This window comes from Micromonospora sp. DT81.3 (assembly GCF_049847225.1).
Lineage (GTDB): Bacteria > Actinomycetota > Actinomycetes > Actinomycetales > Microbacteriaceae > Microbacterium.
Genome location: NZ_JBNCNY010000002.1, coordinates 236,777 through 262,758, shown reverse-complemented (window position 1 = coordinate 262,758; position 25,982 = coordinate 236,777). Strand labels below are relative to the sequence as shown.

General features: G+C 70.3%; 24 protein-coding genes and 1 pseudogene. 19 read left to right on the top strand and 6 right to left on the bottom strand.

From position 1 onward, the window contains the following. From ACPW96_RS05490 to ACPW96_RS05475, 4 genes are all read right to left on the bottom strand, one after another. Complete coding sequence (locus ACPW96_RS05490; protein ID WP_425817563.1) at nucleotides 1-921, bottom strand: TIGR01777 family oxidoreductase; 921 nt, start codon at nucleotides 919-921, stop codon at nucleotides 1-3. After that, nucleotides 914-1,339: an OsmC family protein gene (locus ACPW96_RS05485; RefSeq protein ID WP_425817565.1), complete on the bottom strand. Its 426-nt coding sequence runs from the start codon at nucleotides 1,337-1,339 to the stop codon at nucleotides 914-916. The genes ACPW96_RS05490 and ACPW96_RS05485 overlap by 8 nt, the downstream gene beginning before the upstream one ends. 143 nt (nucleotides 1,340-1,482) lie before the next feature. Next, on the bottom strand, nucleotides 1,483-1,995 hold the full coding sequence (locus tag ACPW96_RS05480) for a DUF4395 domain-containing protein (protein WP_425882290.1): 513 nt from the start codon (nucleotides 1,993-1,995) through the stop codon (nucleotides 1,483-1,485). After that, entirely contained in the window at nucleotides 1,988-2,431 is a 444-nt protein-coding gene (locus ACPW96_RS05475) for a TlpA family protein disulfide reductase (protein WP_425817569.1), read from the bottom strand. Before ACPW96_RS05475 ends, ACPW96_RS05480 begins: the two co-directional genes overlap by 8 nt. 106 nt (nucleotides 2,432-2,537) lie before the next feature. Between ACPW96_RS05475 and thyX the strand changes: the two genes are divergently transcribed. The 16 genes and pseudogenes from thyX to dapF all read left to right on the top strand — a co-directional run bounded on the left by thyX (nucleotide 2,538) and on the right by dapF (nucleotide 17,933). Next, entirely contained in the window at nucleotides 2,538-3,293 is a 756-nt protein-coding gene (gene thyX, locus ACPW96_RS05470; protein ID WP_425817571.1) for an FAD-dependent thymidylate synthase, read from the top strand. Between the two features lie 43 nt (nucleotides 3,294-3,336). Next, nucleotides 3,337-4,134, top strand: coding sequence for an SDR family NAD(P)-dependent oxidoreductase (locus ACPW96_RS05465; RefSeq protein WP_425882289.1), 798 nt, complete (start codon nucleotides 3,337-3,339; stop codon nucleotides 4,132-4,134). Between the two features lie 58 nt (nucleotides 4,135-4,192). Beyond that, nucleotides 4,193-5,170 (top strand): 4-hydroxy-tetrahydrodipicolinate synthase, encoded by a 978-nt coding sequence (dapA, locus tag ACPW96_RS05460; protein WP_425882288.1) that lies wholly within the window; start codon nucleotides 4,193-4,195, stop codon nucleotides 5,168-5,170. A gap of 31 nt (nucleotides 5,171-5,201) precedes the next feature. Beyond that, nucleotides 5,202-6,878, top strand: coding sequence for a ribonuclease J (locus ACPW96_RS05455; RefSeq protein ID WP_425817577.1), 1,677 nt, complete (start codon nucleotides 5,202-5,204; stop codon nucleotides 6,876-6,878). A gap of 23 nt (nucleotides 6,879-6,901) precedes the next feature. Then, complete coding sequence (locus ACPW96_RS05450) at nucleotides 6,902-7,393, top strand: GNAT family N-acetyltransferase (RefSeq protein WP_425882287.1); 492 nt, start codon at nucleotides 6,902-6,904, stop codon at nucleotides 7,391-7,393. Between the two features lie 84 nt (nucleotides 7,394-7,477). Further along, a pseudogene (locus ACPW96_RS05445) lies at nucleotides 7,478-10,039 on the top strand (DNA translocase FtsK 4TM domain-containing protein); the annotation flags it as partial. 146 nt (nucleotides 10,040-10,185) lie between these two features. After that, complete coding sequence (pgsA, locus tag ACPW96_RS05440; protein WP_425882286.1) at nucleotides 10,186-10,752, top strand: CDP-diacylglycerol--glycerol-3-phosphate 3-phosphatidyltransferase; 567 nt, start codon at nucleotides 10,186-10,188, stop codon at nucleotides 10,750-10,752. Next, entirely contained in the window at nucleotides 10,749-11,249 is a 501-nt protein-coding gene (locus ACPW96_RS05435) for a CinA family protein (RefSeq protein ID WP_425817585.1), read from the top strand. Before pgsA ends, ACPW96_RS05435 begins: the two co-directional genes overlap by 4 nt. 157 nt (nucleotides 11,250-11,406) lie before the next feature. Continuing rightward, nucleotides 11,407-11,715 carry a helix-turn-helix domain-containing protein gene (locus ACPW96_RS05430; protein WP_425817587.1) on the top strand — a complete coding sequence of 103 codons (309 nt, stop codon included), beginning with the start codon at nucleotides 11,407-11,409 and terminating at the stop codon, nucleotides 11,713-11,715. Between the two features lie 21 nt (nucleotides 11,716-11,736). Beyond that, nucleotides 11,737-11,961 carry a DUF3046 domain-containing protein gene (locus ACPW96_RS05425; RefSeq protein WP_425817589.1) on the top strand — a complete coding sequence of 75 codons (225 nt, stop codon included), beginning with the start codon at nucleotides 11,737-11,739 and terminating at the stop codon, nucleotides 11,959-11,961. A 243-nt stretch (nucleotides 11,962-12,204) separates the two neighbouring features. After that, the gene (gene recA, locus ACPW96_RS05420) at nucleotides 12,205-13,269 is read left to right on the top strand and encodes a recombinase RecA (RefSeq protein ID WP_425817591.1); all 1,065 of its coding nucleotides are present in this window, start codon (nucleotides 12,205-12,207) and stop codon (nucleotides 13,267-13,269) included. Beyond that, nucleotides 13,269-14,039, top strand: coding sequence for a regulatory protein RecX (locus tag ACPW96_RS05415; RefSeq protein WP_425882285.1), 771 nt, complete (start codon nucleotides 13,269-13,271; stop codon nucleotides 14,037-14,039). Before recA ends, ACPW96_RS05415 begins: the two co-directional genes overlap by 1 nt. Before the next feature lie 45 nt (nucleotides 14,040-14,084). Next, nucleotides 14,085-15,665, top strand: coding sequence for a tRNA (N6-isopentenyl adenosine(37)-C2)-methylthiotransferase MiaB (gene miaB / locus ACPW96_RS05410; RefSeq protein ID WP_425882284.1), 1,581 nt, complete (start codon nucleotides 14,085-14,087; stop codon nucleotides 15,663-15,665). Beyond that, nucleotides 15,662-16,606 carry a tRNA (adenosine(37)-N6)-dimethylallyltransferase MiaA gene (miaA, locus tag ACPW96_RS05405; protein ID WP_425882283.1) on the top strand — a complete coding sequence of 315 codons (945 nt, stop codon included), beginning with the start codon at nucleotides 15,662-15,664 and terminating at the stop codon, nucleotides 16,604-16,606. Before miaB ends, miaA begins: the two co-directional genes overlap by 4 nt. Then, nucleotides 16,603-17,022, top strand: a complete 420-nt coding sequence (locus ACPW96_RS05400; RefSeq protein WP_425817599.1) for a GNAT family acetyltransferase — start codon at nucleotides 16,603-16,605, stop codon at nucleotides 17,020-17,022. The genes miaA and ACPW96_RS05400 overlap by 4 nt, the downstream gene beginning before the upstream one ends. Before the next feature lie 38 nt (nucleotides 17,023-17,060). After that, nucleotides 17,061-17,933 carry a diaminopimelate epimerase gene (gene dapF, locus ACPW96_RS05395; protein ID WP_425882590.1) on the top strand — a complete coding sequence of 291 codons (873 nt, stop codon included), beginning with the start codon at nucleotides 17,061-17,063 and terminating at the stop codon, nucleotides 17,931-17,933. Nucleotides 17,934-17,968: 35 nt separating this feature from the next. On the opposite strand, the gene ACPW96_RS05390 is transcribed toward dapF, so the two are convergent. Then, complete coding sequence (locus tag ACPW96_RS05390; protein ID WP_425817603.1) at nucleotides 17,969-18,613, bottom strand: class I SAM-dependent methyltransferase; 645 nt, start codon at nucleotides 18,611-18,613, stop codon at nucleotides 17,969-17,971. Nucleotides 18,614-18,737: 124 nt separating this feature from the next. Between ACPW96_RS05390 and hflX the strand changes: the two genes are divergently transcribed. After that, nucleotides 18,738-20,285 (top strand): GTPase HflX, encoded by a 1,548-nt coding sequence (gene hflX, locus ACPW96_RS05385; RefSeq protein WP_425882282.1) that lies wholly within the window; start codon nucleotides 18,738-18,740, stop codon nucleotides 20,283-20,285. Nucleotides 20,286-20,491: 206 nt separating this feature from the next. Here the strand turns inward: hflX and ACPW96_RS05380 are convergent, their stop codons facing one another. Further along, complete coding sequence (locus ACPW96_RS05380) at nucleotides 20,492-22,429, bottom strand: alpha/beta hydrolase family protein (protein ID WP_425882281.1); 1,938 nt, start codon at nucleotides 22,427-22,429, stop codon at nucleotides 20,492-20,494. A 215-nt stretch (nucleotides 22,430-22,644) separates the two neighbouring features. Here ACPW96_RS05380 and ACPW96_RS05375 point away from each other — a divergent pair, with 215 nt between their 5' ends. Continuing rightward, nucleotides 22,645-23,622 (top strand): methylenetetrahydrofolate reductase, encoded by a 978-nt coding sequence (locus ACPW96_RS05375; RefSeq protein ID WP_425817609.1) that lies wholly within the window; start codon nucleotides 22,645-22,647, stop codon nucleotides 23,620-23,622. 11 nt (nucleotides 23,623-23,633) lie between these two features. Beyond that, nucleotides 23,634-25,949 carry a 5-methyltetrahydropteroyltriglutamate--homocysteine S-methyltransferase gene (gene metE, locus ACPW96_RS05370; RefSeq protein ID WP_425817611.1) on the top strand — a complete coding sequence of 772 codons (2,316 nt, stop codon included), beginning with the start codon at nucleotides 23,634-23,636 and terminating at the stop codon, nucleotides 25,947-25,949. Nucleotides 25,950-25,982: the final 33 nt, after the last annotated feature.

The following is a 25,982-nucleotide window of genomic DNA, read 5'->3' as shown; positions in this document are numbered from 1 at the left end:
TCAGTCGGCCCGGAGTGCGGCCGCGATCGCTTCCTCCACCGTCGTGTGCTGGAACGTGAAGCCCGAGCCCTGCAGCGCCGCGGGCACGACATCCGCGTCCGCGGCGAGGAGTGCATCCGTCGCATCCGACCCGAGGACGAGCTTCATCCCCCAGATCGGCGCGCGCACGACATAGGGGCGGTTCATCGCCCGCGCGAGCGCGAAACCGAGGTCATTCGCCGTGGCGCGGGTCGGCCCGGTCAGGTTCGCAGGGCCTTCGACGTCGGCATCCAGAAGGTGCCGGATGGCACGCACCTCGTCATCCAGTGAGATCCACGGCCACGCCTGCGTGCCTCGCCCGATGGGGCCGGCGACGCCGAATCTCGTCAGCAGCAGCAGGGGCTTCAGCACGCCGCGCGGATGCACGAGCGGCGCGGTGCGGGTCAGCACCACACGCGCGTGCGGTCCGGCCGCGAGCGCTGCGGACTCCCATTCGCCGCACAGGTCTGCGAGAAACGACTCCCCGCGCGGCGAGGCTTCCGTGAGCTTGCGCCCCGGCGCCGAGCCGTAGTAGCCGACGGCGGACGCCGAGACGAACGCGGGCGCGTCCGCCCCGAGCGCCTTGATCGCGGTCGCCAGCGCGCGCGTGGGCGTGATGCGGGACCAGAGCAGGGTGCTCTTGTAGGAGCGGGTCCAGGGGAAGCGACCGATGCTGGCGCCGTTCATGCCGACAACGGCATGCGCCCCCTCGAGCACGCCGGGGTCGAGGACTCCGCCGCCCGTCAGCCACTCGACCTCATCCGGCGCCTCCGGGGGCCGCCGCACGAGCGTCGTCACGCGGATGCCGTCGGCGCGGAGGCTGTCCACCAGCGCGGAGCCGATGAGCCCTGAGGACCCCGCCACCACGACGTGGCGCGAGGGCCCGTCCCCATCGTCAGGCAAGCGTCGCCTCGAGTGTGATCTCGACGCCCGCCAGGGCCTTCGAGACGGGGCAGTTCGCCTTGGCCGTCTCGGCGATCCGGTCGAAGTCCGCCTGGTCGAGGCCCGGCACGACCGCGTTGACGTTCAGGTGGCTCCCGGTGATGCCGACACCGGGCTTGAAGGTGACCGATGCCGTGGTGTCGATGGATTCCGGCGGGGTGCCGTTGTTCGTGAGCTCGAGCGAGAAGGCCATGCTGAAGCACGAGGAGTGCGCTGCGGCGATGAGCTCCTCGGGGGTGGTAGTCGTGTCCGATCCCTCGCTGCGCGCCTTCCAGTTCACATCGAACGTTCCGGAATGTGACGAGTCGAGCGTGACGGTGCCCGATCCCTCGAACAGGGTGCCCTTCCAGGCGGTGGATGCTTCACTCGTTGCGGTCATATGATTCTCCGGTTCTCGCGGACTGGTGCGGGCTTCCACGCCCGCGGCCAGCCTAAACCGGCAGCGCACGGCAGGGCGATGGCTTGACGGATCGGATGCCGTGTGCGGATCCGGTGATCGCCGCGACGGCCGGGTCCGCGGCGCTACGCGGACGCGGCGCGCCGGCGGCCGATGATCCCGACGCGCTGCAGAAGCAGGTACAGCTCGCACCCGAGGCAGTAGCCGAAGGCGGCGTTGAGCAGGGCGGCGACGAATGCCGCGGCCGCCGCCACGGGCAGCGCCCACGGCACGCCCGCGAGATGCAGCAGCAGCCCGGCACCGGTCACGAGCAGGCCGACACCCTGGGCGAAGCGCGGAGGACGCGGATCCTCCCACTCGGTGGGGGGTTTGAGGCGCGGGCCTACGGCACGGCGGAAGAGCACGGCGTACGGGTGGGTACTCGGCGAGAGTACGCCCCACAGGAACAGTCCGGCGATGAGGAGCAGTACCGGGAAGCCGGGATCACCGGCTCGCTGCGCCGCCGTTGCCGCCGGCATCCCGGCCGACGTGGCGATCCCCGTGAGCGCCAGCAGCACTGCCGGCAGCAGCAGGACGGCCGTGATGGACGCCGCGAAGCGCGGACCGCGCGGATCGATCCGACCGGACGTCTCAGGCATGGGAACGCTCCTGTTCTCCCACGACCCGGGCCACCTCGAGTTCGACGACGTCACGCCGGGCTGCTCCCCCGAAGCGGGTCTGCACGACGCCGTTCCGATCGAGGATGAGGGTCGTCGGCGTCTGGAGCACGTGGAAGTGCTTGGCGATATCCGGTCGGTGGGTGAGATCGATGTCGAGGTGGGCCACGCCGTCGAAGCTTTCGGCGACATCGGCGAGGGTGCGATGCACCGCGGGGCAGCGGGTGCACATCTCCGTGCTGAACTGCAGCAGCGTCGCGCGTTCGCCGAGCGGGGGGGCCCCGAGACGGGAGGCCTCGATGACCTCATGCGCCCTCGAGGGCCGCGGCCGGCCCTGGCGCCACTTGAGGAGTGCGCCGACGCCGATCGTCAGCACCAGCAGAGCGGTGAGGGCGAAAAGCGCGTTGATCAGGGTCACAGCACCCCAGGCTAACCCCTTGCGCCTGAATGGAAGGCCGAAGGGGTCTCTGTGACGCGCGTCCGGTGACAATCCCGGTGTCGGCGGCGTCGGTAGTGTGGGGCGCGTGAGCGATGCGACATCCACGGCAGCAGAGAGTGCAGTTCCCGAATTCCGAAGCGACGTCACCGTCGAACTCGTCCGCTCCAGCGCGTCGGATTCCGACGTCCTCTTCGCGGCGCGGGTCTCGACGCAGGGGGAGCAGACCCTCGGCGAGGCGCAGTCGGATGCCGGTGCCACCAGCCGCGACCGGGGACTGATCAACTACCTCATGCGGGACCGACACGGGTCCCCGTTCGAGCACAACTCGATGACCTTCTACGTGCAGGCGCCGATCTTCGTGTTCCGCGAGTTCATGCGCCACCGCATCGCCTCGTACAACGAGGAATCCGGCCGATACCGCGAGCTGCGGCCGGTGTTCTACGTTCCCGGGCCCGATCGCCGGCTCATCCAGGTCGGCAAGCCAGGTGCCTACGAGTTCCTCGAGGGCACCCCCGACCAGAGCGCCCTCGTCGACGAGGTGACCCGTGCGTCGTCCGTCGCCGCCTTCGATGCCTATCAGCGGATGCTGGAGGCCGGTGTGGCCCGCGAAGTCGCCCGCATCGTCCTTCCCCTGAACATCTACTCGTCGATGTACGTGACGATGAATGCCCGCGCGCTCATGAACTTCCTGTCGCTGCGCACCAGGGTGGCGGGCACTCACTTCCCCTCCTTCCCGCAGCGCGAGATCGAGATGTGCGCCGAGAAGATGGAGACGGCGTGGACGGCGCTCATGCCGATGACGCATGCCGCCTTCAATGCGAACGGTCGGGTCGCCCCCTAGGCCGCGGGGCGCGCCGGGTCGGCGCCGACATAGGCTGACACGCATGGTGAGAACGGCATTGATCACGGGCGCGAGTTCCGGCATCGGAGCGGAATTCGGGCGGCAGCTTGCCGCGCGCGGCATGGACCTGGTGCTCGTCGCGCGCGACAGGGCGGCGCTGTCGACGCTCGCCATCGCCCTGCACGACGAGCACGGCGTCGAGGTCGAGGTGCTGAGCGCCGACCTGCTCGTGCCGCGACAGCGGGACCGCATCGTCCGCCGCCTGACCGACCCGGAGCAGCCGATCGACATGCTCGTCAACAACGCCGGATTCGGGCTGCCGCTGCAGTTCGAGCGCAACGACGTCGAGGACGAGGTGCGCCACCTGGAGCTGCACGTCGAGGTGCCGATGCGGCTGACCCACGCCGCGCTCGGGCCGATGCTGCAGCGGGGGAGCGGACGCATCGTCAACGTCGCCTCCGTGGCCGGGTTCATCCCGCGTGCGACCTACGGCGCATGCAAGGGATGGCTGATCGCCTTCAGCCGTTGGGCGAACGGGAAGTACTCGGGACGCGGCGTCACCGTCACCGCGGTCTGCCCGGGCTACACGCACACCAACTACCACGAGCGGATGGGACTGGCTCCGGGCGCCGAGGGAGTCCCGGGCTGGATGTGGCTCGACGTGAGGGACGTCGTCGGCGAGGCACTGCGCGACGTGGCCCGCGGCAGAGGCGTGTCGATCCCGTCGCTCCGATACAAGGCACTCGTCGCCCTGTCGCGGGTGGCACCGCCGGGACTCGCCGCGAGGATCGGCGAGCGCGGCAGACCGTCCGCGGGTGCGGGTCGCACCGCGATCGGCTGATGGCCCTGCCCTCCTCCGCCCGGATGACCCGCCACCGCGCGACCGATAGCCTGAGGGCATGACGCACACCGGCAACCCATTCGGTCAGGTGCTCGTCGCGCTCGTCACCCCGATGACGGCCGACGGCGAGGTCGATTGGTCTGCCGTCGAGAAGCACATGGACGACGTGATCACCGCCGGCGCCGACGGCATCGTCGTCACGGGCACCACGGGCGAGACCAGCACGCTTACCGACCCGGAGAAGATCCGGCTCGTCGAGGTCGGCAAGGATGTCTCGGCCGGCCGCGCGAAGATCATCACGGGCGGCGGATCCAACGAGACCGCACACGCGATCGGCCTCTACAAGGCGAGCGAGAAGGCCGGCGCCGACGGCATCATGATCGTCACGCCGTACTACAACAAGCCGACGCAGGCCGGCATCCTCACGCACTTCCGGCTCGTCGCCGACGCGACCGACCTGCCCGTCATCCTCTACGACATCCCCGGCCGCACGGGCGTGCCGATCAAGTACGAGACGATCCTGCGGATCGCGAAGCACCCGAACGTGCTCGCGATCAAGGACGCGAAGGGCGACTTCAGCGAGGTCAGCCGTGTGCTGAACCAGACCGACCTGATGTACTTCTCCGGCGACGACGCCAACGTGCTGCCGCACCTGAGCATCGGGGCCGCCGGTCTGATCGGCGTCACGGCCAACATCGCGTCCGCCCCGTACCGCACGATCGTCGACGCGGTGAACCGAGGCGACCTCGCCGCCGCCACCGCGGCTCACAAGAGTCTCGAACCCCTGGTGCGCGCGACGATGACGCACGTGCCGGGCACGGTCGCGGCGAAGTACATCCTGCACGGCCTGGGTCGCATCGGCAGCCCGCGTGTCCGCCTTCCGCTCGTCGGCCCCGAAGAGTGGGAGGCCGCCATGATCGAAGACGAGCTCGCCCTCGTGAAGGACGTCCCGGGCGCCGATTTCTCCAACTTCCGCCCCGACCGCAACGCCGCCGCCGGCGGCGCGCTGCCGAAGGTGCACGGAACCACTCGCTGAGGGGATGCGCGCCATCCCGAGGAGGCACTGAATGCCCACGAACGTCTACGATCCGCCCGCGCTCGCGCCACAGACCCTGCGGGTCACCCCGCTCGGCGGGCTCGGCGAGATCGGTCGCAACATGACCACCTTCGAGTACGAGGGCAAGATCCTCATCGTCGACTGCGGGGTGCTGTTCCCCGAGGAGCACCAGCCGGGGGTCGACCTGATCCTGCCCGACTTCGAGCCGATCAAGCACCGACTCGACGACATCGTCGGCGTGGTGCTCACACACGGCCACGAAGACCACATCGGCGCGGTTCCCTACCTGCTGAAGCTCAAGTCCGACATCCCCCTGATCGGCTCCGGCCTCACGCTCGCCCTCATCGAGGCGAAGCTCAAGGAGCACCGGATCAAGTCGTACACGCTGACCGTCAGCGAGGGTCAGCACGAGCGGATCGGACCCTTCGACCTCGAGTTCATCGCGGTCAATCACTCGATCCCCGACGCCCTGGCCGTCGCCATCCGGACCCCCGCCGGCCTCGCCCTCGCCACAGGCGATTTCAAGATGGATCAGCTGCCGCTGGACGGGCGCCTCACCGACCTCCGCGCGTTCGCCCGGCTGGGGGAGCAGGGCGTCGACCTGTTCCTCGTCGATTCGACGAACGCGGACGTCCCGGGTTTCACGGCGCTGGAGCGCAGCATCGGCCCCGTGCTCGATCAGGTGATCGGCAAGGCGCCCCGGCGCGTGATCGTGGCGAGCTTCGCGAGCCACGTGCACCGCGTGCAGCAGGTGCTGGATGCCGCGGCGGCGCACGGTCGCCGTGTCGCGCTCCTCGGTCGGAGCATGGTCCGCAACATGACGATCGCCGATGAGCTGGGCTACCTCAACGTTCCCGAGGGCGTCCTCATCGACTACAAGAAGGCGCGCGACCTGCCGGACGACAAGATCGTCTACATGTCGACGGGCTCGCAGGGCGAGCCCATGGCCGTGCTCAGCCGCATGGCCAACAACGACCACGAGATCGAACCGGGTCCGGGCGACACGGTGATCCTGGCCTCGAGCCTCATCCCGGGCAACGAGAACGCGGTCTACCGCGTGATCGACGGGCTCACCAAACTGGGTGCGAACGTGGTCCACAAGGGCAACGCCAAGGTGCACGTCTCCGGCCACGCGGCCGCGGGCGAGCTGCTCTACTGCTACAACATCCTGCAGCCGAAGAACGTGCTTCCCGTGCACGGCGAGTACAGGCACCTGATCGCCAACGCGAAGCTCGCGCAGGACACCGGCATCGCGCCCGAGCGCACGATCGTCGGCGAGAACGGCACGGTGATCGACCTGCGCGACGGCGTCGCCTCGGTCGTGGGGCAGCTCGACCTCGGATTCGTGTACGTCGACGGCTCGACCGTGGGCGAGATCACGGATGCCGACCTGAAGGATCGCCGGATCCTCGGCGAAGAGGGCTTCATCTCCGTGATCGTCGTGGTGGATGCCGCGACCGGCAGGGTCATCTCGGGCCCCGAGATCCACGCCCGGGGGTTCGCGGAGGACGACGCCGTGTTCGAGGGGGTCAAGCCGAAGATCGCGGCGGCGCTCGCCGACGCCGCGCAGTCCGGGGTCCGCGACAACCACGCCCTCTCGCAGATCGTCCGCCGTACCATCGGCCGGTGGGTGAACACTTCGCTCCGCCGCAAGCCGATGATCATCCCCCTCGTGATCGAGGCGTAACACGGCGCGGGTACTATCCCCGCATGGCCACCTTCCGCGTACGCCCCGCCGGTCAGTCCGACGGCGCCTTCCTCGGCGACATGGTCGTCGAGGCCGCCAACTGGCGGCCGGAGGCGGCGCGTCCGAAGGTGCAGCTGCTCTCCGACGCCGAGCACACCCGGTACCTGACGGGCTGGAAGCGCCCTGCCGACGCCGGTTTCATCGCCGTCGACGCGGGCGGCGATCCCATCGGGGCCGCCTGGTATCGCCTCATGCCCCGCAGCGACCCCGGATTCGGCTACGTCGGAACGGGCGTGCCCGAGCTGATCATCGGGGTTCGCCCCATCTGGCGCGCCCACGGCGTCGGTCGGGCCCTTCTGCAGGCGCTGACGGAACAGGCGCGCGCGGACGGCTACGCGCGCATCAGCCTGAGCGTCGAGCGGGCCAACTTCGCCACGACGCTGTACCGCTCGGAGGGCTTCGCCGTGACGCAGCGCGGAGTCGGCCGCGACACGATGGTGAAGCGGCTGCGCTGAGCGAGCCCGCCGACGCCACCTCGCGGAGATAACGCTCCCGCGTCGTTCCGGTGATTCGGGGGCGCTTCCGCCTACCGTGGAGGAATGGCCAGGAGCTCAAGCCCGACCAAGAATGGTCGCGCGCCCGCGAACGCGTCATCTTCGCGCGCCCGCAAGCCGGCCCCCGCGCCGAAACGGTACGTCGGCGAGGAGGACAAGCCGCCCGTTCTGGCACGCGCATGGATGGGCCTGGCGCACGGCACCGGCGGCCTGTTCCGGGCGTTCGGTCCCGAGACGCTCGAGAAGGAGCAGCGCCGCGACGGCCTGCCGTTCCTCCTCGTCCTCCTCGCCATCGCGGGAACCGTCGTCGAGTGGTTCTTCATCGGCAACGAGGTCGCCGAGAACATCAGCGCCTACACCGTCGGCGGACTGATCGGCCGCGTGGCCTTCGTGTTCCCCGTGCTGCTTCTGCTGCTTGCGGGCTGGCTCTTCCGGCATCCGTCATCGGTGCACGACAACGGCCGCATCGGCATCGGCTTCGGCCTCTTCACTCTCACCGTCGCCGGCTTCTGCCACGTCGCGGGCGGACGGCCCGTCCCACGCGAGGGGCTTCCCGCGCTCAGCGAGGCCGGCGGGCTCTTCGGCTGGATGGTCGGCGAACCTCTTGCGATGCTGCTGACGGATGTCGGCGCCTACATCGTGCTGTCGCTGCTCGCCGTGCTCAGCATCCTCATTCTCACGAAGACCCCGCCCAACCGCATCGGCAAGCGGCTCGGTGACCTCTACTTCTGGATGTTCGACGCCGAGCGCAAGCCGGAGCCGCAGCCCGGCGTCGTCACGGCCGTGCCGGCATCCGACGCCGACCCTTCGATGCCGGATCCTTCGATTCCATGGTGGCGCCGCAACAAGACCGGCCGCGAGGAGGACCCGGACTCGGGCATCGGATCGCAGGATCTGACCGAGCTGCTCACCCCTGGACAGGCGCAGGGCGGCTTCGAGCAGGCCATCGCCCCGGCGGTGCCCCCGTCGCCGTCGCCCGTGATCTTCGATGCGGCGACCGAGGTGCTCGGCAACGTGCAGGCCGTCGCCGGATCGCTCGGCAAGGGCGGCGCGACATCGATCCTCGACGACGGCGAGGACGACGACGACGCCCTCCCCGGACTCTCCGGCTTCGGCACCGACGGACCCGGTGCCGGCGGCCCCCGCCCTCCCGCGCCGCCGTACAAGCTGCCCTCCACCGCGACGCTCGCCGCCGGCACGCCGCACAAGGAGCGCTCCGCGGCGAACGACGCGATCGTGGCCGCCATCACGAGCGTGCTGCAGCAGTTCCAGGTGGATGCCCGTGTCACGGGCTTCTCGCGCGGTCCCACCGTCACGCAGTACGAGGTCGAGGTGGGGCACGGCGTGAAGGTGGAGCGCATCACGGCGCTGACCAACAACATCGCGTACGCGGTCGCCTCGAACGAGGTGCGCATCCTCGCCCCGATCCCCGGCAAGAGCGCGATCGGCGTCGAGATCCCCAACACCGACCGAGAGATCGTGACGCTCGGCGATGTGCTCCGCTCGCCGACCGCGATGAACAGCACGCACCCGATGACCATCGGCGTGGGCAAGGACGTCGGCGGCGGCTACGTCATCGCGAACCTCGCGAAGATGCCCCACCTCCTCGTCGCCGGTTCGACCGGCTCCGGCAAGTCGAGCTTCGTCAACTCGATGATCACGAGCCTGCTGATGCGGGCCAAGCCCTCCGACGTGCGGATGGTGCTGATCGACCCCAAGCGCGTCGAGCTGACCTCCTACGCGGGCGTGCCGCACCTCATCACCCCGATCATCACGAACCCGAAGAAGGCGGCCGAGGCGCTGCAGTGGGTCGTGAAGGAGATGGACATGCGGTACGACGACCTCGCGTCGTTCGGCTTCCGTCACATCGACGACTTCAACAAGGCCGTCGTCGCGGGCGAGATCGATGTGCCGCCGGGCAGTGAGCGCGTGCTGAAGCCCTATCCCTACCTGCTGGTCGTGGTCGACGAGCTCGCGGATCTCATGATGGTCGCCCCCCGCGACGTCGAGGATTCGATCGTACGCATCACGCAGCTCGCCCGGGCAAGCGGCATCCACCTGGTGCTCGCCACCCAGCGACCCTCGGTGGATGTGGTCACCGGCCTCATCAAGGCCAACGTCCCTTCCCGGCTTGCCTTCGCGGTGACCAGCGTGACCGACTCCCGGGTCATCCTCGACCAGCCGGGGGCCGACCGCCTGATCGGCCAGGGCGACGCGCTCTTCCTGCCGATGGGCGCCTCGAAGTCCATCCGCGTGCAGGGCGCGTGGGTCAGCGAGGCCGAGATCGAGAAGGTCGTCAAGCATGTGACGCAGCAGGCCCGGCCGGAGTACCGCGAGGTCGCCGTGGCGGCCGAGAAGAAGGAGATCGACGCCGACATCGGAGACGACCTCGAGCTTCTGCTGGCCGCGGCGGAGCTCGTGGTGTCCACGCAGTTCGGCTCGACATCCATGCTGCAGCGCAAGCTGCGCGTCGGCTTCGCCAAGGCGGGCCGGTTGATGGACCTTCTGGAGTCCCGCGAGATCGTCGGACCCTCGGAGGGGTCCAAGGCCCGCGATGTGCTCGTCACCGCCGAGCAGCTGCCCGGCGTGCTCGCACAGATGCGAGGTGAGGACGCGCCGGCCTCCGGCGGCCGCTCGCTGGGCATGTCCGCGGGCGCGGCGGACCCGATCGAGGCCCAGTACGAAGGGATGCCCGTCGTCGAGGAGGATGGCGACGAAGACGCGTGGGGCCTGACGGGTCGCGACTGATGGCCGTGCCCCGGCAGCTCCCGAACACGATCACGCTGGTGCGCATCCTCTGTGCGCCGATCTTCCTCTGGATGCTGATCGCCGACGGGGGTGCCGACGGACCGCTCCGCTGGTGGGCGGCGGCCCTCTTCATCGTCGCGATCGCCAGCGACGGGATCGACGGCTGGATCGCGCGCCGGTACGACATCGTCACGGACCTCGGAAAGCTCCTCGACCCGATCGCCGACAAAGTGCTGACGGGGTTCGCATTCGTCGGGCTGTCGATCCTCGGCGAACTGCCGTGGTGGGTCACGATCCTGGTGCTCGTGCGGGAGGTGGGCATCACGGTGCATCGCCTCGTCGTCGCGAGCGACCACGTCGTCGCGGCCGCCTGGATGGGCAAGCTCAAGACGCTGGCGCAGGCGGTCGCGCTCTCCCTCGCGCTCCTGCCCCTGTGGACCCTCGTGGGGGAGTGGATCTTCTGGGTCAACACGGTCACGATGTGGATCGCCGTGCTGCTCACCGTCGCGAGCGGCATCGACTACGTCGTCACGGAGGTACGAGGCGCCCGCAGGCAGCGGGATCCCGCGTGAGCGGGGCGCACCCCGCGTCTCCGTCCGACGCCGAGCGGCTGCTGCGGGCACTCCGCGAGCGAGGCTGGTCGATCGGCGTGGCCGAGTCCCTGACCGGCGGGCTCGTCGTGGAGGCGCTCGTCGCCGTGCCCGGGGCCTCAGCGAGCGTGCGTGGCGGGATCGTCGCGTACGCGACGCCGGTCAAGGCGTCGCTGCTGGGCGTCGATGCCGGCCTGCTCGAAGCGCAGGGCGCCGTGCATCCCGAGGTGGCGCGGCAGATGGCCGAGGGCGTCCGCGACGCGCTCGCCGTCGACGGGAAGGCGGCGGATGTCGGGGTTTCGACGACCGGGATCGCCGGGCCCGATTCGCCGGACGGGCAGAGGGTGGGCACGGTCTTCGTCGGCATCGCCACACCTCGAGGGACACGCGTGGAATCGCTGCACTTGGATGGCACACGGGACGCCATCCGGCAGGAGGCCGCCCGCCGCGCGATTCGCCTGGCGATCGAGGCGACGTGAGGGCGTCGCGCGACGGCTGGAATACGGAGTGTTTCGCCTCGGTTACATTCGGTGATTCTCAACCCTTCCCCAGCCCAGGGGATTAGATTGGAATCAGCGGGTGTTGTACTGTTATCCACCCGGCACGCAGATCCAGCAGCGAAGGAGGGGGTCCATCATGATTCTGGTACGTCAAGAAATCGGCGACGTCCTGCGGGACTTCCGCCTTCAAAAAGGCCAGACGCTTCGGCAGGTGGCGAGTCGCGCCAGCGTCGCCCTCGGTTACCTCAGCGAGGTCGAGCGGGGTCAGAAAGAGGCGTCGAGCGAGATTCTCGCCTCGGTGGCGGATGCACTCGATGTCCCGATCTCGACCATCATGCGCGAGGTCGGCGACCGCATCTCGGTCCTCGAAGGCATCCATCCCTTCCCGGATGTCGTACCGGACGACCTCGTGGCGTCGGTCGACGCCGAGCTGTCGTTCCGCTGATTCCGGGCCCGGAGGCAGTGCATGCGGCGCAGTGAGTTCCTGCGCGCCGTTCAGGATGAGTTCGGCGCACGCGGGCCCGCCCTGCTGAGCGACCTCGTGCTGCCGGCCGTCGGCGACCGCACCGCGGCCGCCGCGATCGATGCGGGTGTGCCCCCCAAGGACGTCTGGCTGGCGCTGTGCGCCGAGACCGACGTGCCGATGGAGCGCCGTCACGGAGTAGGTCGGCTCGAGCCCCGCCGACGCTGAGATCGCGGTCGACACGCCGGGCCGGTCCTCGAAGATCTGTTCGATCTCCCGTAGTCTCCTGCACAGGTGGTGTCGAGCGCCTCTCTGCCCACAGCGTCGTCCATTCCGGCTCCAACGTCGGAGGTTCCTCGTAGCGTGCAGATCGGCACAACACACCACTACGCCTTGTCGCAGATCCCGTGCCACCCTCGGTGCGAGGCGCGACAGCCTACAGGCGACGGAACGCGAGCATAGGAGCACGTCATGCCCTCAGCAGAGAACCGCGAGAAGGCCCTCGAATCGGCCCTCGCCCAGATCGACCGGCAGTTCGGAAAGGGCTCGGTCATGCGGCTGGGCAGCGACGAGCGCGCGCCGGTCGAAGTGATCCCGACGGGCTCGATCGCCCTCGATGTCGCCCTCGGCGTCGGCGGGCTGCCCCGCGGACGCATCGTGGAGATCTACGGACCGGAGTCATCGGGAAAGACCACGCTCACGCTGCACGCCATCGCGAACGTGCAGAAGCAGGGCGGCATCGCCGCGTTCATCGACGCGGAGCACGCCCTCGACCCCGAGTACGCGCAGAAGCTCGGTGTCGACATCGACCAGCTGCTCGTCTCCCAGCCCGACACGGGGGAGCAGGCGCTCGAGATCGCCGACATGCTCATCCGCTCGGGCTCGATCGACCTCATCGTCATCGACTCCGTCGCAGCCCTCGTGCCTCGTGCCGAGATCGAAGGCGAGATGGGCGATTCCCACGTCGGCCTTCAGGCGCGGCTCATGTCGCAGGCGCTCCGCAAGCTCACGGGTGGGCTCAACACCACCAACACCACGATGATCTTCATCAATCAGCTGCGCGAGAAGATCGGCGTGTTCTTCGGCTCGCCCGAGACCACCGCCGGTGGAAAGGCGCTGAAGTTCTACGCGTCGGTCCGTCTCGACATCCGCCGCATCGAGACGCTGAAGGACGGGACGGATGCCGTGGGCAACCGCACCCGCGTCAAGGTCGTCAAGAACAAGATGGCGCCGCCCTTCAAGCAGGCCGAGTTCGACATCCTCTACGGCACGGGCATCTCCCGCGAGGGCAGCCTGATCGACTTCGGCGTCGAGCACGCGATCGTCAAGAAGTCCGGCGCCTGGTACACGTATGAGGGCGAGCAGCTGGGTCAGGGCAAGGAGAACGCCCGCAACTTCCTCCTGAAGAACCCCGACATCGCGACGGAGATCGAGACGAAGATCAAGACGAAGCTCGGCATCGGCGTCCCGAAGGCCGAGACGGCGGCCGAACCGCCGAATGCGGCCGACGAACTGGCCAAGCGTCGTCCGGCCTGATGACCTCACACGGCCATGGTGACGGGGGCGAGAAGCTCGCCCCCGTCACCTTCCTCCCCGGTGTTTTACCGCCTGTCGAGTCGGAGCCAGCGCCGCAACAGCGTGAAGCGCCGCGGCGTGCGGCGTCGCTGCCGGACGGGCCGCGACGCCCGGTCGCCTTCACCGAGGACTACTGGGCAGAGGACGACGCATCTGGGGACACGTCCGCGGCATTCGCCGACGACGTCCTCTCAGGGGACGACGTCTCCGGCGAGCCGCAGGTCCCCGACCGGGAATCGATCGCCGCATCGGCCGCCGACGCCCTGACCCGCGACCTGGGGCGGCGAGGCCTCTCGGTGGCCGAGGCCAACGCCCGGCTTCGCGCGGACGGCCTCACCGATGCCGAAGCGGCCGGCGTGGTTCAGGGCTTCGTGGAGCGCGGCTGGCTCGATGACGGCGTCCTCGCGGAGCAGCTCGTCTATGCGGCCACCACTCGCAAGGACATGGGAACCCGCGCCGTCCGCCAGCTGCTCGTCAAGCGACTCGTCAGCCGCGAGGTGATCGACGCCGTGATCGCAGAGCTGCCGGATGACGACGCGGAACGTGCGCTCGAGTTCGCCCGTGCCAAGGCCAGGGCGCTGACCCGATATGACGATGCCACCGCCACGCGGCGCCTGATGGGCATGCTCGCCCGTCGCGGATTCGGCGGCTCCGCCGCGGGGCAGGCGGCTCGCGCGGCACTGGCGGAGGCGCGCGGTTCCTCGGGCGCATCCGGGGTCCGCTTCCGCTGACCGCCCAGCCGGTCATCGGGCATCGAGCCGTAGAATCGGGGAATCATGACTCTGCTGGATGGCACCCCCACGCACATCGCACCATCGCCCGCCGCTCACGATGCGGCCGGCAAGGCGCGCTCCTACGAAGTGCGCACGTTCGGATGCCAGATGAACGTGCACGACTCGGAACGGCTCTCCGGGTCGCTGGAGAGCGCGGGCTACGTGCGTGCCGCGGCCGGGGAAGAGGCCGACGTCGTCATCATCAACACGTGCGCCGTCCGTGACAACGCGGCCGGCAAGCTGTATGGAACCCTGGGGCACCTGGCGTCCATCAAGCGCCGCAGAGACGGCATGCAGATCGCGGTCGGCGGCTGCCTCGCCCAGATGGACAAGCAGACGGTGCTCGACAAGGCCCCCTGGGTGGACGTCGTCTTCGGCACCCATAACATGGGCTCGCTGCCGAGCCTGCTCGAGCGCGCCCGGCACAACGGCGAGGCGGAGCTCGAGATCCTCGAGTCGCTGGAGGTCTTCCCGTCCACGCTTCCGACCAAGCGCGACTCCATCTACAGCGGCTGGGTCTCCATCTCGGTCGGCTGCAACAACACGTGCACGTTCTGCATCGTGCCGAGTCTGCGCGGCAAGGAGAAGGACCGCCGGCCCGGCGACATCCTCAACGAGATCCGGCTGCTCGTCGAGGACGGCGCGATCGAGGTCACGCTCCTCGGCCAGAACGTGAACTCCTACGGGGTCGAGTTCGGCGACCGGCTCGCCTTCGGCAAGCTGCTGCGCGCGGCAGGTGAGATCGAGGGGCTCGAGCGCATCCGCTTCACGAGCCCCCACCCCGCCGCGTTCACCGACGATGTGATCGACGCCATGGCCGAGACCCCGTCGGTCATGCCGCAGCTGCACATGCCCCTGCAGTCGGGAAGCGACCGCATCCTGCGCGCGATGCGCCGGTCGTACCGCAGCGAGCGGTTCCTCGGCATCCTCGACCGCGTGCGCGAGCGCATGCCGTACGCCGCCATCACGACCGACATCATCGTCGGCTTCCCGGGCGAGACCGACGAAGACTTCGAAGACACCCTGCGAGTGGTCGAGCAGGCGCGGTTCACGAGCGCCTTCACCTTCCAGTACTCGATCCGCGAGGGTACCCCTGCCGCGACGATGCCCGACCAGGTCCCCAAGGCGCTCGTGCAGGAGCGCTACAACCGCCTGCTCGCGCTGCAGGAGCGCATCTCGCTCGAGGAGAACCAGGCGCAGGTCGGGCGCGAGGTCGAGGTGCTCGTATCGATGGGAGAGGGCAAGAAGGATGCGGCGACGCACCGGCTGACCGGCCGTGCGGAAGACAACCGCCTGGTGCACTTCGAGCTGCCCGCCGGCAGCGACACGCCGCGGCCGGGGGACGTCGTGTCGGTGCGCATCACGCACGCCGCCCCGTTCCACCTGCTGGCCGATGCGCCGGCGGGGGGACCGCTTCTCATCCGCCGCACGCGCGCGGGCGACGCGTGGGATCGATCGCAAGCCGAGTCCTGCGCCATCCCTGCGGCATCCGTCGGCGCCGGCACCCCGCGCGCCGTGTCGCTCGGGCTGCCGACCCTCCGCGCGACGTCTCTCGCGGCGCCCGCGCTCCACGTCGGGGAGTGAACCAGCCGGCACGGACCGAGCAGGGGTCCGCGGGGCCGCAGCTGTTCGCGGTCGTCGGCGCCACGGGCACGGGCAAGAGCGACCTCTCCCTCGATCTCGCCGAAGCCCTCGCCGCCTCCGGGCGCCCGGCGGAGGTCGTCAACGCCGACGCGATGCAGCTGTACCGGGGCATGGACATCGGAACCGCCAAGCTCACCGTGGCCGAGCGCCGCGGCATCCCGCATCACCTGCTCGACGTGCTCGATGTCACGGAGGACGCCGCGGTCGCCCGCTACCAGAGCCGGGCTCGCGCCGCGATCGAGGCGGCTCTGGGGCGTGGGTCCCACGCGATCCTGGTCGGAGGGTCGGGACTCTACGTCTCGAGCGTGCTGTTCGACTTCCGCTTTCCGCCGCGGGACGAGGCGGTGCGGGCCCGGCTGGAGGATGAGCTCGAAGCCCTCGGGCCCGGTGCGCTGTTCGAACGGCTGCGCGTGGCGGACCCCGCGACCGCCGCTCGCGTCGACCCTCGGAACGGCCGGCGGATCGTCCGCGCGCTCGAGGTGATCGCGCAGGGTGAGGCGACGCACGGCGCCGCCCTTCCCGACGAGCCGGTGCTGTGGCGACCCTCCACGATCATCGGCCTCCGAAGCCCCCGGGACGAGCTGATCGGCCGGCTCGACGCGCGCGTCGAGCGCATGTGGGCAGCGGGTCTGCTCGAAGAGGTGCAGAGGCTGAGAGCCGACGGCCTCGAGAACGGCATCACGGCCCGCCGCGCGATCGGGTACGCACAGGCCCTCGCCCAGCTTTGCGGCGACAGCACGCAGGCCGACGCGATCGCCGAGACGCAGGCGCTCACCCGGCGCTATGCGCGCCGTCAGGTGTCGTGGTTCAACCGTTACCCCGACGCGCGGTGGTTCGATGCGGGCGATTCGGGGGCGGTGGCACGGATACTGGGTGGATGACCAGCATCCGAGCGTTCACGCTCCGAGACACCGAGTCCGTCATCTCGCTCTGGCAGCAGACCGGCCTCACCAGATCGTGGAACAACCCGCACCTCGACATCCAGCGCAAGCTCTCGGTGCAGCCAGAGCTGTTCTTCGTCGCGGTGGACGGTCATGACGTCGTCGGAACGGTGATGGCGGGCTACGACGGCCATCGCGGGTGGCTCTACTACCTCGCAACATCGCCGCGTCACCGCGGGCAGGGCATCGCCCGGGCTCTCGTCACCGCGGCGGAGGACGCGCTGCTGGACCTCGGCTGCCCCAAGGTCCAGCTCATGGTGCGCCCGGAGAACGAGGACGTCCTCGGCTTCTACGACGCGCTCGGCTACGAGCGGTTCCCGACGACGACGACCGGGAAGCGCTTGATCGCCGACTGATCCCGGCCCCCTAAACTGGGGCGATGCCCGCCGACACCATCGCCTTCACGAAGGGGCACGGCACCGGTAACGACTTCGTCGTGATCCCCGACCCGGAGGGGCAGCTGGACCTCAGCGACGACCAGGTCGCCGCGCTCTGCGACCGGCGCTTCGGCATCGGCGCCGACGGCATCCTACGCGTCGTGCGCTCGGCCCAGCTCGCCGAAGGAGCCGCCGCGCTGGCGGAGGAGCCGGCCGCGGAGTGGTTCATGGACTACCGCAACGCCGACGGATCGAAGGCCGAGATGTGCGGCAACGGCATCCGCGTCTTCGCCAAGTACCTGCTCGATTCCGGGCTGACCACGCTGAACGCAGGGTCGACACTGCCGGTGGGCACCCGCGCGGGCGTGCGTGACCTGACGCGCAGCGACAGCGGGTTCCAGGTCGACCTGGGGCGCTGGCGCATCGAGGAGGCCGACACCCTGGTGCGCGCTCGCGGGCTGTCCGTGCCGCGCCCGGGTCAGGGCATCGACGTCGGCAACCCGCACGTCGTCGTCGCCCTGCAGTCCGTCGACGAGCTCGAGAGCCTCGACCTCACCGTTCTCCCGCAGCTCGATCCGGTGCCGCCACACGGCGCCAACATCGAGTTCGTCGTGCCGGGTGACCCGCTCGTCCACGACGGCGTCGGCTCGATCCGGATGCGCGTCTTCGAACGAGGCGTCGGCGAGACGCTCAGCTGCGGCACGGGGGTCGCCGCGGCGGCGTTGGCCGTGCGGCACTGGGCCGGGCCGGCGGCTCCCGATCACTGGCGCGTCGAGGTGCCGGGCGGAACGCTCGGTGTTCGCATGTTCCCGACCGAGGAGGGCGAACACGTGGCCCTGTCCGGTCCTGCGTCGCTCGTCTTCTCGGGCGAGATCGCACTCGCCGGCTGAACCGATCGCGTCCGCGGGTCCCGCCGTGCGAGGCGTCAGCCGACGATGTGCAGGGGCTCCGTCGGGGGAGTGCCGTGCCGGCGCACCCGCAGCACGCGGAACCCCTTCGCCGTCGCGGCCCGGTGCACGCTGTACCCGGTCGCGAACGTGGCCGCGAGCCAGCGCTGCAGCGAGTCGGATCCGAGATTGCGCTGCACGACGAGCCATGCGTCGCTGCGCTCGTCGAGACGAGGGATCCAGCGTTCGAGCAGACCGTGCAGTTCGCTCTTGCCCACGCGGATCGGCGGGTTGGATCGGATGCCGCGGAAGGACACGTCCTCGGGAACATCGTCGGGCAGCGCGGCGTTGACATTATCGAGCCCGAGTGACAGCGCGTTGCGGCGCACCAGATCGAGGGCTCGCTCGTTGACATCGACGGCCCACACCGTGGCGTGGGGGGAGAGCAGCGCAATCGACAACGCGATGGGACCCCATCCGCATCCGAGGTCCAGGATCTGGCCACCGGGCGGCGGGGGCGGAGTGTTCGCGAGCAGCACCGCGGTTCCGACGTCGACGTGCTCGGGGCTGAAAACTCCACCCGCGGTCGCCACCTCGACATCCCGGCCCGCAAGGGTGACCCTGATGCGACGCAGATTCTCGGGGGATGATGGTGTGGCGCTGAAGTAGTGGTCGCCGCCCATGGGAGCGAGCGTAGCGGAACAGGCGTCGGCGGGGGAGGCTAGGGTTTGGGGATGCTCCTCTGATACCGGCTCCAGCCACCACTCTCGACGAAGACAGACATCAGAAGCATCCGAAAGGCAATACATGACCGATACGACCACACAGCCGAGCGAGACCCCGACCGACCCGGTCGAGCGCGTTCTCGCCCGCGCGGAAGCGCGATCCGGCGTGCGGGTCTTCGGCTCCGACGCGACCCCGACAGACGGTCGCGTGACGGGAGCCGCTCAGGCTCTGCAAGACGAATCCACGGCGGGCGGCGCCGGCGCCGACGGCGACCAGTGGGACCGCGAAGAGCGCGCAGCGCTGCGCCGGGTGCCCGGCCTGTCCACCGAGCTCGAAGACGTCACCGAGGTCGAGTACCGGCAGCTGCGGCTGGAGAACGTCGTGCTGGTGGGGGTCTACCCCCAGGGCGAGCAGGAGGACGCCGAGAACTCGCTCCGCGAGCTGTCGGCTCTCGCCGAGACGGCGGGCGCCGTCGTGCTCGACGGCGTGCTGCAGCGTCGACCGCACCCCGACCCGGCGACCTACATCGGCAGCGGCAAGGCCGGTGAGCTCCGCGATCTCGTGCAGGCCGTCGGAGCCGACACGGTGATCGCCGACACCGAGCTCGCCCCGTCGCAGCGCCGCGCGCTGGAAGACGTGGTGAAGGTCAAGGTCATCGACCGCACGACCGTCATCCTCGACATCTTCAGCCAGCACGCGAAGAGCCGCGAGGGCAAGGCGCAGGTCGAGCTCGCGCAGCTCGAGTACCTGCTCCCGCGCCTGCGCGGATGGGGTGACTCCATGAGCCGCCAAGCCGGTGGCCAGGTCGGTGCCGGCGGTGCGGGCATGGGCTCGCGCGGACCGGGTGAGACGAAGATCGAGCTCGATCGCCGCCGCATCCGCACGCGCATGGCCATCCTTCGCCGGCAGATCCGCGAATTCGGACCGTCCCGCGAGGCCAAGCGCGCCGAGCGCAAGCGCCACACCATTCCCTCCGTGGCGATCGCGGGATACACGAACGCCGGCAAGTCCAGCCTGCTGAACCGCCTCACGAGCGCGGGGGTCCTGGTCGAGAACGCGCTGTTCGCGACCCTGGATGCGACGGTGCGCCGGTCGGAGACGGCGGACGGCCGCACCTTCACGCTGACCGACACCGTCGGCTTCGTTCGCAACCTGCCGCACCAGCTCGTCGAGGCATTCCGCTCGACGCTCGAGGAGGTGGCCGGGGCCGATGTGATCCTGCACGTCGTCGACGCCGCGCATCCGGATCCGGCGAGCCAGCTGCAGACGGTGCGCGACGTGATGGCGGATGTCGGGGCACGCGGATCGCGCGAGATCGTGGTGTTCAACAAGGCCGACCTCGTCGACGACGACACGCGGATGGTGCTGCGAGGGCTCGAGCCCGACGCGCTCTTCGTGTCCTCACGCACGGGCGAGGGCATCGACGCTCTGCGCGAGGCGGTCGAGGCCGCCCTGCCGCTGCCGGCGGTCGAGGTGCGCGCCCTGGTGCCGTACGACCGGGGCGACCTCATCTCGGCGGCACACGACTCCGGGCACATCCTCTCCGCCGTGCACGAAGAGGGCGGCACCGCCCTGCACGCGCACGTGTCGGAGCGGCTCGCCGCGGAGCTCAAGCAGTACCGGGTGTAACCGCCCGGCGGCCAGCGGCCGGCATCCCGTTCTTCAGCGCGGATGCCGGCCGCTTCGTCGTTCGCCGGCGGGCACGAACTTCGGAAGATCTCACCATCGTCGGCCGATTCATGCCGTATGGGCCGAAAGCCGTGACATTCTCCGAAGTCGGTGCACGGCGCCCTTCCCGTTCCTGAGCCCGCGGAGCCAGGCGCGGGGCCCGCCGGTCAGTCCAGCGGCAGGGCCGGCACGCCGGGAGTCTCGAAGCCGAGCACCTGGCCGAGGAAGCTCAGCTCCGACTCGAAGGCGTTCTCGATCGTCTCCGCTCGCCGGAACCCGTGGCCCTCGCCCGCGTACTCGATGTAGGCGTGCCGCACGCCGTTGGCCGCGAGGGCATCGCGGATGGCGAGGGATTGCGCCGGCGGCACCACGGGGTCATCCGCGCCCTGCAGGATCAGTACGGGCACGCGCAGCCGGTCCGCATGCGTGAGAGGCGACCGCTCGATGTAGACGTCCTCGGCCTCGGGCAGCGGACCGACGAGGCGATCGAGATAGCGTGCCTCGAAGTCGTGGGTGTCCGCGGCGAGGGCGCGGAGATCGGCGACGCCGTACCGGCTGATGCCGGCGGCGAAGACATCCGTGTTCGCGAGCGCGCACAGCACCGTCCAGCCTCCGGCCGAACCGCCCTTGATGGCCAGCCGCCGCCCATCCGCCCGCCCGTCCTCCGCGAGCCCCCGCGCGGCCGCCGCGACATCCTCGACATCGACCACGCCCCACTGCCCGTTCAGGCGCTCCCGGTAGCGGCGTCCGTAGCCGGTGGAGCCTCCGTAGTTCACGTCCAGCACGCCGATCCCGCGGCTGGTGAAGAAGGCGACGGCCGCGGATGCCTCGCCCGACACGGAAGTGGTCGGCCCGCCGTGCACCAGCACGAGGTAGGGCGGCCGTTCATCATCGGGCTCGGTCACGTCAGGGTTGGTCGGCGGATAGTCGAACGCGTGCACCTCGCCCGACGGGCCTTCGAACGTGACCGGTCGCGAGGGCGGCAGCCACTCGGGGTCGATCCCCGCGCCTCCGCGCAGCGCCACGAGGGACGCCGGGTCATCCACATCCAGCAGCCAGAGCCCGCCCGGCACGCGGGAGCCGCCGCCCGTCAGCAGCACCCGGGTGCCGCGCGCGTCGCGCAGCAGCAGCGAGCCGGACAGCGGGATGCCGAGAGTGCGCGTTCCGGTGGGCTCAAGGACCACCAGATCGTCGCGCCCGTTGGTGCGGACGGCGACGATCCGCCCGTCCTCCAGCGTCAGGAACCAGCGGAGCCCGAGGTTCCACAGCGGTCCGCCCGTGTCGGCATCCGGGGTGGCGAGCGGCTCCACCTTCCCGGCGAGGCGCCCCTCCAGCTGCAGCCGCTGCAGGTTCCAGCGACCGTGGGGATCCGCCAGGAACGTGAGTTCGTCCGGTCCCGTCCACTCGGGCTGCAGCGCGGAGACGCCGTTTCCCCCGGCGACGACCACGCTGTCGGCGACGGCGCCATCGGGCATCAGCCGGCCGACGGAAAGGGCCGCCGCATCCCACGGCATGTCCGGGTGATTCCACGAGAGCCAGGCGAACCGAGCGCCCCGTGCCGAGGGATAGGCCACGAAGTCCGTCCCGCCGACCACCCGCGTCAGGGCTTCGGCGCGATCGGCGGCCGAGCCGTCGAGCGGCACGATCACGATGTCGCGGACCGGTGCGGCGCCATCGGTGTGCGTCTCGCGCACCGCGAAGAGCCGCCCGTCGGCGGCGGTGAGGTCGGCGAAGCGCATGCCCGCGTCGGCGGGGGTCAGGGGTTCCGGCGTGCCACCGAGCCGCTGCAGCCACACCCGCTGGTCGGAGTGCTCGACGAACACCAGATCGTCGGGGCCGATGCTCGTCCATGCGCCGCCGCCGTACTCCTGCACGCGCGACCGCGCGCTCCACGGGGCGGGGAGGAGAAGCTCCACCCGGGCATCCGATGGACCGTAGGACGCTCGACGGAAGACCGCGGTGCGGCCGCGCTCGGCGGGTACCCCCTCGCTCCACCACACGTCCTCGCCGACGAATCGCGCACCGTCGATCCGCGGCGAGGCGATGGCGACATCGGCCGCCGCGATCGGAGAGGGCCACGAACCATACGTGAGCGTCTGGGGCACCACCCCAGGCTAGGGGGCCGGAACACGGCGCCGGCGAAACACAGCGACACATCCGTGAAAGCGGGTGCCGAGTTCCCCTACCGTGGTCCCATCGTTGCCCGGCAGTCCAGGGCATGGTGCGACAGCCGAGCCCGGCACCCGCCCGCGATCCCCGGCGTCTCCAGCGCCGGTCGCGGCCGTCCGGCCTTCACCGTCCATCGACCCGAGGGGGAGCGATGCCCTTCGAGACCCGCAGTCCGTCAGCGGTGCCTTTCTCGTTCGAGCTGTACCCGCCGCGCTCCGACGCGAGCGAGGCGCAGCTCCACTCGACGATCGGCCGGCTGGCGGATGCCGGTGCCCAGTTCATCTCCGTGACCTACGGTGCAGGAGGCTCCACCGGCGGCCGCTCGCTCGAGGTGCTCCGCTACATCCGCGAACACACGTCCGTCGAGCCGATGGCCCACCTGACGTGCGTCGGAAACAGCTACGCGGGCGCCGCGGCCCTCATCCGCGAGTTCCTGGACGCCGGCATCGAGAACTTCCTCGCGCTTCGCGGCGACCCGCCGGCCGGCGCCTTCGACGGCGCTTCCTCCCTGGGCGACCTCGAAAGCGCCGCGCAGCTGACCCAGCTCATCCAGCGGGTGCAGGCGGAGCGCGCCCCGTACACCGAGGCGGTCGTGCCGGGTCTGCCCCGTGCGGCCACGGTCGCGCCCCGGCGCAAGGTGCGCATCGCGGTCGCTGCCTTTCCGAACGGGCATCCGCGGTCACGGCACCCCGGGGAGGACGTCGACGCCCTCGTGGCCAAGCAGGCGGCGGGCGCGACGCTCGCCATCACTCAGCTGTTCTTCCACGCCGACGACTACCTGTCCTTCGTCGAGCGCGCACGCCGCGCGGGGGTGGTCATCCCGATCTTGCCCGGCATCATGCCGATCACCTCGCCGAACCGCCTCCGCCGCGTGCTCGAGCTCTCCGGCGAGCCGCTTCCCAGCGAGCTGGCGATAGCGCTCGAGATCGAACCGACCGTCCACGGCCGCAACCGGATCGGCATCGAGGCCGCGGCGCGCCTGACCCGCGAGGTCGTCGCGGGAGGCGCCCCGGGCGTCCACCTCTACGCCTTCAATCAGCACGAAACCGTCCTCTCCGTCCTCGCCGAGGCCGGGATCACCACCCCGGCCGGCACACCCGCCGACCACCGCCTCGTTCCCATCCAGTGAAGGAAACTCCCATGACCGCATTCCCCACCGGCACGATCCTCGGGTACCCGCGCATCGGCCGCCGCCGCGAGCTGAAGCACGCCGTCGAGTCCTTCTGGGCCGGCCGCATCGATGAGGCGGCCCTCGAGGCGACGGCGTCCGAGCTGCGATCGGGGACGAGGGAGCGCCTCGCGGCCCTCGGTCTTGCCCGCGAGGACTCCTCGATCCCGGAGTCCTTCTCCTACTACGACCAGGTGCTCGACGCCGCCCTCGCGGTCGGCGCGCTTCCCGAGCGCTTCGAGCACCTCCGTTCGACGGATGGGACCATCGGGCTGCCCGCGTACTTCACCGCCGCGCGCGGCGAGGGCGAGCTGGCGCCGCTGGAGATGACCAAGTGGTTCGACTCCAACTACCACTACCTCGTGCCCGAGATCGGTCCCGAGACGGTCTTCTCCCTCTCGAGCGACCGGCTCGTGCGCGATGTCGCCGAGGCGCGGGCGGAGGGCTTCACCACGCGGCCGGTCGTGGTCGGCCCGGTGACGCTGCTGGCCCTGTCGAAGGCATCGGATGCGGCGCCGGAGGGCTTCGCGCCGCTGAGCCGGCTCGATGACCTGCTTCCCGTGTACGCCGAACTGCTCGCCCGGCTCGCCGAGGCCGGTGCCGAGTGGGTGCAGCTGGATGAGCCGGCGCTCGTCAGCGAGTCGTTGCCGGTGGATGCCGCGACGCTGACGGATGCCGCGGTTCGGGCGTACGCCGTGCTCGGTGCGGCCGAGAGCCGCCCCGCGATCTTCGTCGCCGCACCCTATGCCGACCTCGGCGCCGGCTTCGCCGCGCTGGCGGCCGCGCCGATCGAGGCGCTCGGTCTGGATCTCGTTCGCGGCGACGTTCCCGCGGGCGTTCCGGGGCTCGAAGGCAAGACTCTCGTCGGCGGGGTCATCGACGGGCACAACATCTGGCGGGGCGACCTCGGTGCCGCCTTCGACCGGCTCGAGGCGCTGCGCGGTCTGGGTGCGACGGTGTCGGCATCCACATCCACCTCTCTGCTGCACGTGCCGCACGACGTCTCGGAAGAGACCGATCTCGATGCGCGGCTGGCGTCGTGGCTCGCCTTCGCCGACCAGAAGGTGGCCCAGGTGGCCGCGCTGGCCCTCGGGCTCGCCGAGGGCCGCGACGCGATCGCGGGCGAGATCGCCCAGGCGTCCGCCGCGCTCGCCGATCGCCTCGACGCCCCAGGCGTGCGCGATGGCTCCGTGCGCGCGCGTGCGGCCGCGTTGTCGCCGCTGGACTTCGACCGCGGCGACTACGCCGAGCGCCAGGCCGCACAGGCGGAAGCACTCGACCTCCCGGTGCTCCCCACGACGACCATCGGATCTTTCCCGCAGACCGCCGACATCCGCCGCGCGCGGGCGCGCCACGCCAAGGGCGAGCTGAGCACCGAGGAGTACGAGGAGTTCCTGCGCGTCGAGATCTGCACCGTCATCGGCCTGCAGGAGGAGCTGGGGCTGGACGTGCTGGTGCACGGTGAGCCGGAGCGCAACGACATGGTGCAGTACTTCGCCGAGAACCTCGACGGCTTCGCGGTCACGCGTCACGGGTGGGTCCAGTCCTACGGCTCGCGTGCGACGCGCCCGTCGATCCTCTGGGGCGACGTGTCGCGTCCGGCGCCGATCACGGTCGGGTGGTCCGCCTTTGCGCAGTCGCTCACCGAGAAGCCGGTGAAGGGGATGCTGACCGGCCCGGTCACCATCCTTGCGTGGTCCTTCGTCCGCGACGACCAGCCCCTCGGCGACACGGCGAACCAGGTGGCGCTCGCCCTGCGGGACGAGATCGCCGACCTCGAGGCGGCCGGCATCGGCATCATCCAGGTCGACGAGCCCGCGCTGCGCGAACTCCTGCCGCTGAAGAAGGACGACCAGCCCGCGTACCTGGACTGGTCGGTGGGCTCGTTCCGCCTCGCGACCGCCGGTGCTGCGCCCGCCACGCAGGTGCACACGCACCTCTGCTACTCGGAGTTCGGCGTCGTCATCGACGCGATCGCCGGCCTCGACGCCGACGTGACATCGATCGAAGCCGCCCGCAGCCGCATGGAGGTGGTGACGGATGTCGCCCGCTCCGGCTTCGACCACGCCGTGGGCCCCGGGGTCTACGACATCCACTCGCCGCGGGTGCCCTCGGTCGACGAGGTGACAGATCTGCTCTCGCGCGCTCTGGCCGAGATCCCGGAGCGGCAGCTGTGGGTCAATCCCGATTGCGGGCTGAAGACGCGGGGGTACGCCGAGACCACTGCGTCGCTCAACAACATCGTCGAGGCCGCGCTGCGGGTGCGCGAGGGCGTGCCCGTCTCCTGACCTCCATACGAGAACGGCCGCCGCGCCCAGCGC